The following is an 8981-nucleotide window of genomic DNA, read 5'->3' on the forward strand; positions in this document are numbered from 1 at the left end:
AGCAACAGGGGGACGGTGCATGCTGCTGATCGCGGTGCTGCTGGTCATAGTGGCACTGGCCGGAGGGGCCGCCGTCGTCCTGGTACGCAGGCGAACGACCCTGGACGCCGCCGGAGTCGCCAAGGCCCTCGGCGCCGCCGCCGAGCGGCTCGCGGCCGGCAAGGCCCCCCAGGCCCGCCGCCGCTACGCCCGACTGGCCCGCCAACTCGCCACCGGGCCCCAGGAACTGAGCGCCCAGCGCGGCCTCGCCCTGCTCGGCCAGGCCGAGGCCACCATCCCCACCGGTGACCAGCAGGCCACCCTCGCCCTGTACCGCGAGGCCTTCCCGCTGCTCACCGACCCCGCCCGGCAACTGCCCCGATGGAGCCTGCGCCGCCTCGCCGAGGAGCGCCTCCAGGCCCCGGACGGCGACCTCGGACCGCTGCTCGCCCTGCTCCAGGCCACCGCCGGCGGCGCCGAACCCGGCGAGGAGGCCGACACCGCCGACCGCGCCCGGCAGTGGCTGCAGCACCTGTGCCGCGACGGCAGCCCCGAACAGCGCGACCGAGCCACCGCCGGTGCCCTCGCCGCCCTGCCCGGCCAGGACTGGCCGGTGCTCGCCCGGGCCGCCCTGCTGCGCGCCACCGGCCGCGCCGAGGAGACCGAGCCGCTGCTCGCCGCCGCGGCCCCCGACGGCGGCGGCGAACTCTGGTTCCGCTGGGGCGCCCAGCTGTTCACCCTGCACCGGGACGAACCGGCCGTCGCCGCCTTCGACGAGGCGCTGCGCCGAAGCCCCGGCGACCCCGGACTCTGGGGGCGCGGCCCGGCGCTGCGCACCGACAGCCTGCTCTTCCGCGGCCTCGCCCGGCAGCGGCTCGGCGCCACCGACGCCGCCTGGGCCGACCTCGCGGCCGCCGCCACCGAGACCCCCGGCGACCCGCGCCCGCGCTACGCCCTCGGCCGGCTCGCCCTGCTGCTCGGCGCGGACGACCAGGCCCGGGAGCAGTTCACCGCCGCGCTGACCGCCCAACCCTCGTACGCCCCGGCCCGGTTCGGCCTCGCGCTGGTCCACGAGCGGGCCGAGCGGCACGCCGAGGCCGCCGCCGACTACCGGGCCGGCCTCGGCCAGGCCCCCGACTGGCGCCCCGCCCGGGTACGGTTCGGCGCCGCCCTCACCGCCGCCGGCCAGGCCGCCGAGGCCGAGCCGGTCCTGCGCGCCGAGGCCGACACCGAACCCGGCTCCCGCTGGAGCCGGATCGCCGCCTACCACCACGGCCTCGCCCTCGCCCGCACCGACGACCCGGCCGGCGCCCTGGCGCGCTGGGAGCCCCTGGACGACCCCGAACTCCACGACCGCCAGGCCCTCGTCCGCGACCGGCTCGCCCGCACCCGGCTGGCCACCGACCCGGTCGCCGCCCGCGAACTGTGGCAGCGCGCCGCCGCCGAGCACCCCGCCGCCGCCGGCTACCGCGCCGCGCTGCGCGAGGCCGCCCTGCGCGAGGCCGCCCACCTGCTGGTCACCGGACGTGACCGCGCCGAGGCGCGCGAGCGGGCCACCGCCGCGCTCGCCCTGGCCGACACCCTGCCCGGCGCGCTCACCCACCGGCAGTCCCGGCTGCGCGCCGCTCTCGCCCTGGCCGAGGGCGCCACCGACCGGCTCACCACGCTGCTCGACCCTGCCGCCGGGCTCCGCGACCGCTACCACCTGGCCACCGTCGCCCTGCTGGCGGGCCGTCCGGTCCAGACCATCGCCCTGCTCGGCCCGCTCGACCCCGACCCGACCGGCGACCCGGCGCTCGCCCGGCTGCGCGCCCTGCTCGCCGAACGGGCCGGCAACTGGGCCACCGCGCTGGAGTGGTACGGCCACTTCCTCGCCGCCCCCGCTCCCGCCGCCGACCCGGTCGGGGACTGCACCGCCTGCGCCCGACCCGCCACCGGCGCCTGCGGCGGCTGCGGTCGCGAGGCCTGCGCCGAGCACCTGCACGCCCCCGCGGACGCCGGCTCCCCGCGCTGCATACGCTGTGCCGGCCCCGCGCTGAGCGCCGTCCTGGACTGCGCCCGCCGGGCCGGCACCCCCGAACAAGCCGAACCCGTCCTGGCGGCCTGGGCCGAGGCGCTCGGCGGCAGCCCCGCCGCCGCCCCCGTACGGCTCGACCTCGCCCTGCTGCGCGCCGAACTCGGCCGCCTCGACGAGGCCCTGGCCGAGCTGCCGGCCGACGCCGTCACCGCCCGGTCCGCCGTCCTGGTCCGCCGGGCCGGCGCCGCCCTCGCCGCAGACCAGCCCGGACGGGCGGCCGGCGATCTGCGCCAGGCCCTCGGCCTCGTCCCCGACCACCCCCAGGCGGCCGCCGCGCTGGTGCTGCTCGGCGAGCACGAGGCCCACCAGCACGCCGTCGAGGGCCGGCCCGGCGAGGCCTTCCGGGGCTACCGCGAACTGCTGCTCAAGGACCCGGCCCACCCCCGGCTGCTGCACGCCGTCGGCCTGGCCGGCTACCGCTTCGCCACCTCGGCCTCCGCCGAACCGGCCGCCGACGGCCAGGACGGCCAGATCAGTCCGGAAGGCCAGAACGGCCAGGGCGGCACGGTCAGCCAGGCCGGCCCGGACGGTCAGGACGGCCCCGACGAGCAGGTCTGGGCCTGGACGCTCGGCTGCCTGGTCGCCGCCCTGCACGGCGAGGAGCTGTGGACCGAGACCGCCCGGATCACCGGCCGCGAGGCCGAACCCCAGCGGACGGCCGCCGCCCGCACCGCGGTCATCGACCGGCTGCGCGAGGACCTGCGCGCCGTCGACCGCGCCGCCGGGCGCACCGGCGACGAGACCACCGCCTGGACGCTGCGCCTGGGCATGGAGGCCCACGCCGCGGACGCCTTCGCCCAGGAGGACGTCCGGATCACCCTGCCCGGCCGCCCCGCGCGCCGCCTGGTGGTCGGCCCCACCCTGGACGGGCTGCTGCGCGCCGCGCCGGAGACCCCCGGCTGGGGCGAGGCCTACCAGCAGGCCGTCGGGGCCTGGCGGCGGGCGGCGGGCCCCGGCACGCCCGCGCTCGGCCGGGCCCTCGGCCTGTTCGGCGCGCTCGGCCCGCAGCAGTACCTGCACCTCCAGGGCCGGCAGGCGGCCGCCGTCGCCGCGCTGGACGCGGTCGCCGAGAGCGCCCGCGGCGCGGCCTGGCAGTCGCTGCTCGGCGCGTCGCTGGTCAGCCAGGCCCGCGAGCACCACCGCAACCAGGACTGGCCCGAGGCGCTGGCGTGCCTCACCCGGGCCCGGACCGTCCCCGGGGTGGTGCTGCCCGCCGACGTGGCCCGGATCGCCGCCGAGTCCGGCGTCCGGGCGGCCCGCGCGCTGCTGAAGAGCACCGCGGACGATCAGCAGGGTGCGGCCGATCTGCTGGAGCAGGCCTTCGAGTTCGCCCCGGACGACCCGGAGGTGCGGGGCGACCTCGGCGCGACGTACGCCCAGTGGGCCCGCAAGATCAACAACGAGGAGAAGGACTACCCGCGGGCCATCGCCCTGCTGGACAAGAGCCTCGACCTCAACCCGGGCGACCCGACCGCCCGGCACTTCCTGCGCGCCGCCCTCGGCAACCGGGCCGGCCAGCTCAGCCGCGTCGACGCCTCCGACGAGGAACTGCTGGAGTCCGTCGAGCTGTGGCAGCAGCTGATCGAGCTCGACGACGACCCGGAGAACCGCCGCGGCCTGGCCTTCGTCCTGCGCCAGCTCTCCCGCTCGGCCGCCTTCGCCGACGACAGCAACCTCGCCATCCGGCGGATGGCCAGCGCCCTGGACGTCGACCCGGACTGGGAGGGCGACTACACCCGGGCCGGCACCGAGGCGATGCGCCGGATCTCGGTGATGCTCGCCAACCACGTCATCGACCACATGCAGAACAGCACCTTCCAGGCCCAGGCCGCCATGCTCCAGAAGGCCAAGTCCTACGACAACTCGCCCGAGATCCGCGGTCTGATGGTCAGCGTCTGGCGCAGCCGGGCGATCTCGTTCTACGAGGAGCGCCTCTACGCCGAGGCGATCACCCTGCTGCGGGAGGCGCTCGACCTGGCCGCCACGCCGGAGGACACCGCCAAGCTCAAGAGCGAACTCGGCATCGTGCTCAGCTCCTTCGCCGTCGCCCGGGCCAACGCCGGCAACTACCTGGAGGCCCAGGGGGCGATCGAGCTGGCCCTCCAGCACAACCCCCACGACCGCGAGCTGCGCGCCCTCGCGGGCCGCATCAACAACCTCGGCCGCCGCCGCTGACCGGCCGGCCCGGCAACCGCCGGGCCGCCGTCCTCGTCGTAGTCGGTGCGCGCGCCGCCCGCCGGGCCCGCGTCCCGCCCGCGCCAACCCCCCTGCCCCGTCCGAGTCGTGAGGAGAGAGACCGCCCGTCATGCCACTGCACGAACCGTCGCCGTACGAGGTCCTGGGCATCCCGCTCACGGCCGGGGTGCGCGAGATCAACCTCTCGGTCGGGAAGGCGCTGAAGGCGGGCCGCTACAGCCGCCAGCAGATCCAGGACGCCGCCGCGCTGCTGCGCAACCCGGACCGGCGGCTGGAGGTCGACCTCCAGCAGCCGCTGCCGCCCGAGCCGGTCGACCAGGCCGCCGAACTGCTGGCCCCCGCGCTGGCCGAACCGCTGCTGGTGGTCGAGCGCCCCGGCCCGCCGTCCGCCGCCGACCTGCTCGCCCTCCACCGGGCCGAGGCCGCCGCCGACTTCGCCGAACCCGCGCCCGGTGGCGCCGATCCCGAACCGCCCGTCCCCGCCCGCTACGCGGCCGACCTGTCCGTGCTGCCGCAGATCGAGGTCCCGGAATGACCGACGCACCGACCGCATCCCCGCTCACCGGCCACCGGCGACTGGAGGTCCCGCCGGGCGTCGAGTCCGTCGACCTGGAGGCCAAGTTCACCCAACTGCTCTTCCGGGCATCACTGTTGGGCAACAAGCTGACCGAGCAGAAGCAGCAGGCCCGGGCCGCGCAGCGTGAACTGCTGGGCGTCCTGGTCGAGGTGGACGACGCGCTGGCCGCCCTCGGGCTGGACCGGGAGCTGGTCGCCCACGGCCGCGGCGCCGGGCTGGAGGCCACCCGTCGGCGGCTGCTCGGCCGGCTCGCCAAGGCCGGGGTGCGGCCGATGCGGCTGGAGGGGCTGGCGGCGGACCCGGCGCTCACCGAGATCGTCGGCACCGAGGTACGGCCGGGGGTGGCGCCGGAGACGGTGGTGCAGACGGTGGTGACCGGCTTCTTCTGGGAGCAGGAGGTGCTGCGCCGGGCTCAAGTGGTGGTCGCCGCAGCGGAGTCCGCGCTGCCGCCGACCGAGGACCCGCGGCTCGCGGTGCTCGGGCATCCGGAAGCCGCCGGACCGGAGCGGGGCGGGGATCCCGCCCGGGAGCCGGCCTCGGAACCGGCCTCGGAGCCGGCTGAGGGGTCGGTCGAGGAGTCGGCGGAGGCCGAGGAAGCGGTGAAGGCGGAGGACGCGGAGCAGCCCGAGGAGGTTGCGGGGCCCGCGGAGCCGGAGGCCGTCGCGGGCGAGGCCCCGGCCAGGCCGGTCCCGCCCCGGGCCCGGCGGGCGGCCAGGGCGGCGGCGTCGGGCCGACCGGCCAAGCGGGCCAAGCGCAAGAAGTAACCAGGACCACGAGGGGCAAGAGGGGAACGACATGTACCGCACACTCGGCATCGACCTGGGCACCACCAACTCCGTGGTGGCCCACCTGCGCCGGGGCGCGCCGGAGATCATCTTCAACCGGCAGAACCAGGAGGCCACACCCTCCGTGGTCGGCAGCGGCCGCAAGGGCGAGCTGCTGGTCGGCTCCACCGCGCGCAGCCGGATCGCCATCGACGGCGCCAACGTGATCCGCTCGGTCAAGCGCTTCATGGGCCGCAAGTTCAAGGACCCGCAGGTGCAGGCGGCGCTCAAGGACATCGACTACAAGGTCACCGCGGGCACCGACGGCGACGTCAACGTCTGGTTCAACGGTCGCTCCTACACCCCGATCGAGATCTCCGCGATCATCCTGCACCGGCTCAAGGAGGACGCCGAGCAGCGCATCGGCGAGCCCTTCCACCGGGCCGTCATCACCGTCCCCGCGTACTTCGGCGAGCGGCAGGTCGCGGCCACCCAGGAGGCGGGCCGGATGGCCGGCCTGCACGTGCTGCGGATCATCAACGAGCCGACCGCCGCCTCGCTGGCGTACGGGCTCACCACCGACGCCGGCGACGAGGGCCGCACCGTCCTGGTGTACGACCTCGGCGGCGGCACCTTCGACATCTCCATCCTGCTGCTGGTGCCCGGTTCGGTCTCGGTACTCGGCATCGAGGGCGACAACCTGCTCGGCGGCGACGACTTCGACCGGGCGATCACCAGCGCCCTCCTGGAGGACATCCGCGAGGAGTACGGCTCCGACTACCAGCCGGACCTGCGGGACCGTCCGAAGATCGCCTCCACCGCCGAGACGGTGAAGATCGAGCTCTCCAACCAGCAGGCCTCCGAGGTCATCCTGCCCGGTCTGGGCGCCGGACAGCTGGTACTGGAGACGGAGTTCGACCGGGCCCGCTTCGAGGAGCTGATCGAGGCCCAGATCGAGCGGACGATCGAGCTGACCCACAAGGCGATCATGCAGGCCAACCTGACCGTCGGGGACATCGACGAGGTGGTGCTGGTCGGCGGCTCGACCGCGATCCCGCTGGTGGAGCGGCGGCTCGGCGAGGTGTTCGGCACCCGCCGGATCAAGCGCGGCGTCAACCCGATGCAGTGCGTGGCGCTTGGCGCGGCCGTGCAGTCCGCCCTGGTCGGCGAGGTGGAGTGCCCCGAGTGCCGGGCCCCCGGGGACCTCTCGGCCTCCAACTGCGCCAACTGCGCGACCTCCCTGCTCGGCGGCGACCGGGTGTCCTGCCCGACCTGCCACGTCCCGGTGGACGCCGCGGCCGCCGAGTGCGCCAAGTGCGGCCAGTCGATGGGCGGTTCGGGCGCCGCAGGGTCGGGGGCGGCCATCCCGCGGCAGTCCCAGACCACCACCGCGCTGCGCAGCGACAACTGCCCGCAGTGCGGCACCCCGGCCGCCCCCGGCGTCACCGCCTGCGAGTTGTGCGGCGAGCCGCTCAACTCGGCCGCCCCGGGCAACACCAGGGTGGCCTCCACCGCCGCCGAGGACGTCGGCCTGCGCTGCGGCTCCTGCTCGGTCGTCAACCCGCCGGGCAGTGAGGTCTGCGCGGGCTGCGGGGAGTTGATGCAGGTCACCAACCCCTTCGACATCACCCCGAAGAACCTGGGGATCGAGCTCAACGACGGCCGGCTGGCCGTCATCATCCCCAAGAACACCAGCTACCCGACCAGTTCGCCGGTCAGCCGGGAGTTCGTGGTCTCCGGCAGCGGCCGCCAGCGGCTGGAGATCGCGGTCTACGAGGGCGAGCACGAGATCGCCCAGCAGAACGAGCTGATCGGCCACCTCACCCTGCGCCTGCCCGAGGGCCTCGGCGGCCGCACCGGGGTGGAGGTCGCCTTCGGCCTGGACCGGGACCGCACCATCACGCTGTCGGTCCGGATCCAGGGCGGCGGCGAGAAGACCGTCAAGCTGGAGCGGGTCAGCCTCGACCCCGAGCTGAAGGTGCAGGTCGAGGAGCAGCAGCGGCAGATCGAGTCCTTCACCGACCGCTGGGGCGGTGAGCTGACCGAGGCCGAGATGCGCGAGGCCCAGCGGCTGATGGACGCCCTGGACGACCTGGCGGCCGGCCAGACCCGCGGCCAGTCGGTGGACGAGGCACTGGAGAAGGCGCAGCGCCAGCTCAAGGCCCAGCGCTGGGTGCGCGGCTCGGAGGCGTACCTGAGCCTGTTCATCCACTACTGCGAGAAGCACCTGGACCCGAGCGACCTCGACCGGCTGCGCTCGGTGGCCGCCGAGCTGCGGCTGCGCCGGGAGGCGGCCGACTGGGAGGGCGCGATGCGCGCGGCCCAGAAGGCGGACGAGCTGTGCGACGCGCTCGGCCACACCTTCCGGATGCTCACCATGTGCAACGTCTACGTCAGCCAGAACATGATCTCGCCGGCCCTGGCCCAGCGGATCATGGCGGAGCTGCGCGGGCTGGACGAGGCGGTGGAGGCGCCCAACATGGAGGCGGTCAACACCCACATGTCGAACCTGCTGGCCCTGTACGCGCAGGCGCAGCGGGAGCTGGGCAGCGAGCCGGCCGCCGAGTCGCTCGGCCCGGTCCGTCCGGAGGAGGCCGGTCCGCGATGACCACCGAGACCCTGCCCGGGGCTCTGCCCGGGGCTCTGCCCGAGGTGCAGTGCCCGCTCTGCAAGGTGCCGGCGGACCGGCAGTCGCTGGGCTGCCCGTCCTGCCGCGAGGACCTGAGCGTGCTGTTCCGGCTGCGTTACGCCGCTCGGATCGACTACAACCGGGCGCTGGACGCCCTGGCGGCCGGGGACGGGCCGCTCGCGCTGGGGCTGCTGCACCGCGCGGTGGCGGCCGAGCCGGGGCTGGAACCGGCCCGGGAGCTGCTGGAATCACTGAGCGTGGCCGGGGTCGCGGGAGCCGGGCCCGGGACGGCGCCCGGGGCGGGGGAGGGCGACACGCCCTCCGAATGACCAATTCGGCCGCTCCCGGCCTGCCGTCGCGTTCCATCGGTGCGAGTGTGATCGTCACACGGAGTTCCGCCTCCCTCTCAAGGAGTGACGCAATGCGTATTCGCACCACCCTCGCCGCCACCGCGCTCGCCGCGGTGGCCGTGCTCGCCGGTGCAGGTACCGCGGCGGCCGACGCGACCGCCAACGGTGCCGCCATCGGTTCGCCCGGTGTGCTCTCCGGCAACGTGATCCAGGTCCCGATCCACATCCCGATCAACATCTGCGGGAACTCGATCGACCTGATCGGCATCGCGAACCCGGCCTTCGGCAACACCTGCATCAACGCCTGACCCGCGCGCCGGGGCCCGACCGCCAAACCGACCGCCGCCCCCAGGGCCGGCGGCCTAAACGCCGAGTACGTGGGCGGGAGCGCCCCCCGGCCGCGCCGCAA

Annotated in this window: 6 protein-coding genes; all 6 read left to right on the top strand. The window is 75.6% G+C overall.

Going from position 1 to position 8981, the window contains the following annotated elements; all coding sequences use genetic code 11:
• Positions 1–19: 19 nt before the first annotated feature.
• The 6 genes from ACFWIS_RS15735 (at position 20) to ACFWIS_RS15760 (ending at position 8880) form a co-directional block, all read left to right on the top strand.
• Positions 20–4231, top strand: coding sequence for a hypothetical protein (locus ACFWIS_RS15735; RefSeq protein WP_380462839.1), 4212 nt, complete (start codon positions 20–22; stop codon positions 4229–4231).
• 130 nt (positions 4232–4361) lie between these two features.
• Complete coding sequence (locus ACFWIS_RS15740) at positions 4362–4787, top strand: hypothetical protein (RefSeq protein WP_380462837.1); 426 nt, start codon at positions 4362–4364, stop codon at positions 4785–4787.
• Positions 4784–5593, top strand: coding sequence for a nucleotide exchange factor GrpE (locus tag ACFWIS_RS15745; protein ID WP_380462835.1), 810 nt, complete (start codon positions 4784–4786; stop codon positions 5591–5593). The genes ACFWIS_RS15740 and ACFWIS_RS15745 overlap by 4 nt, the downstream gene beginning before the upstream one ends.
• Before the next feature lie 31 nt (positions 5594–5624).
• A complete protein-coding gene (locus tag ACFWIS_RS15750; RefSeq protein WP_380462833.1) occupies positions 5625–8201 on the top strand; it encodes an Hsp70 family protein in 2577 nt (858 codons plus the stop codon).
• Entirely contained in the window at positions 8198–8551 is a 354-nt protein-coding gene (locus ACFWIS_RS15755; protein WP_380462831.1) for a hypothetical protein, read from the top strand. The genes ACFWIS_RS15750 and ACFWIS_RS15755 overlap by 4 nt, the downstream gene beginning before the upstream one ends.
• Before the next feature lie 92 nt (positions 8552–8643).
• Positions 8644–8880 carry a chaplin gene (locus tag ACFWIS_RS15760; RefSeq protein WP_380462829.1) on the top strand — a complete coding sequence of 79 codons (237 nt, stop codon included), beginning with the start codon at positions 8644–8646 and terminating at the stop codon, positions 8878–8880.
• Positions 8881–8981 lie beyond the last annotated feature (101 nt).

Origin of the sequence: Kitasatospora sp. NPDC127060 (genome assembly GCF_042724935.1) — a bacterium.
Classification (GTDB): domain Bacteria; phylum Actinomycetota; class Actinomycetes; order Streptomycetales; family Streptomycetaceae; genus Kitasatospora.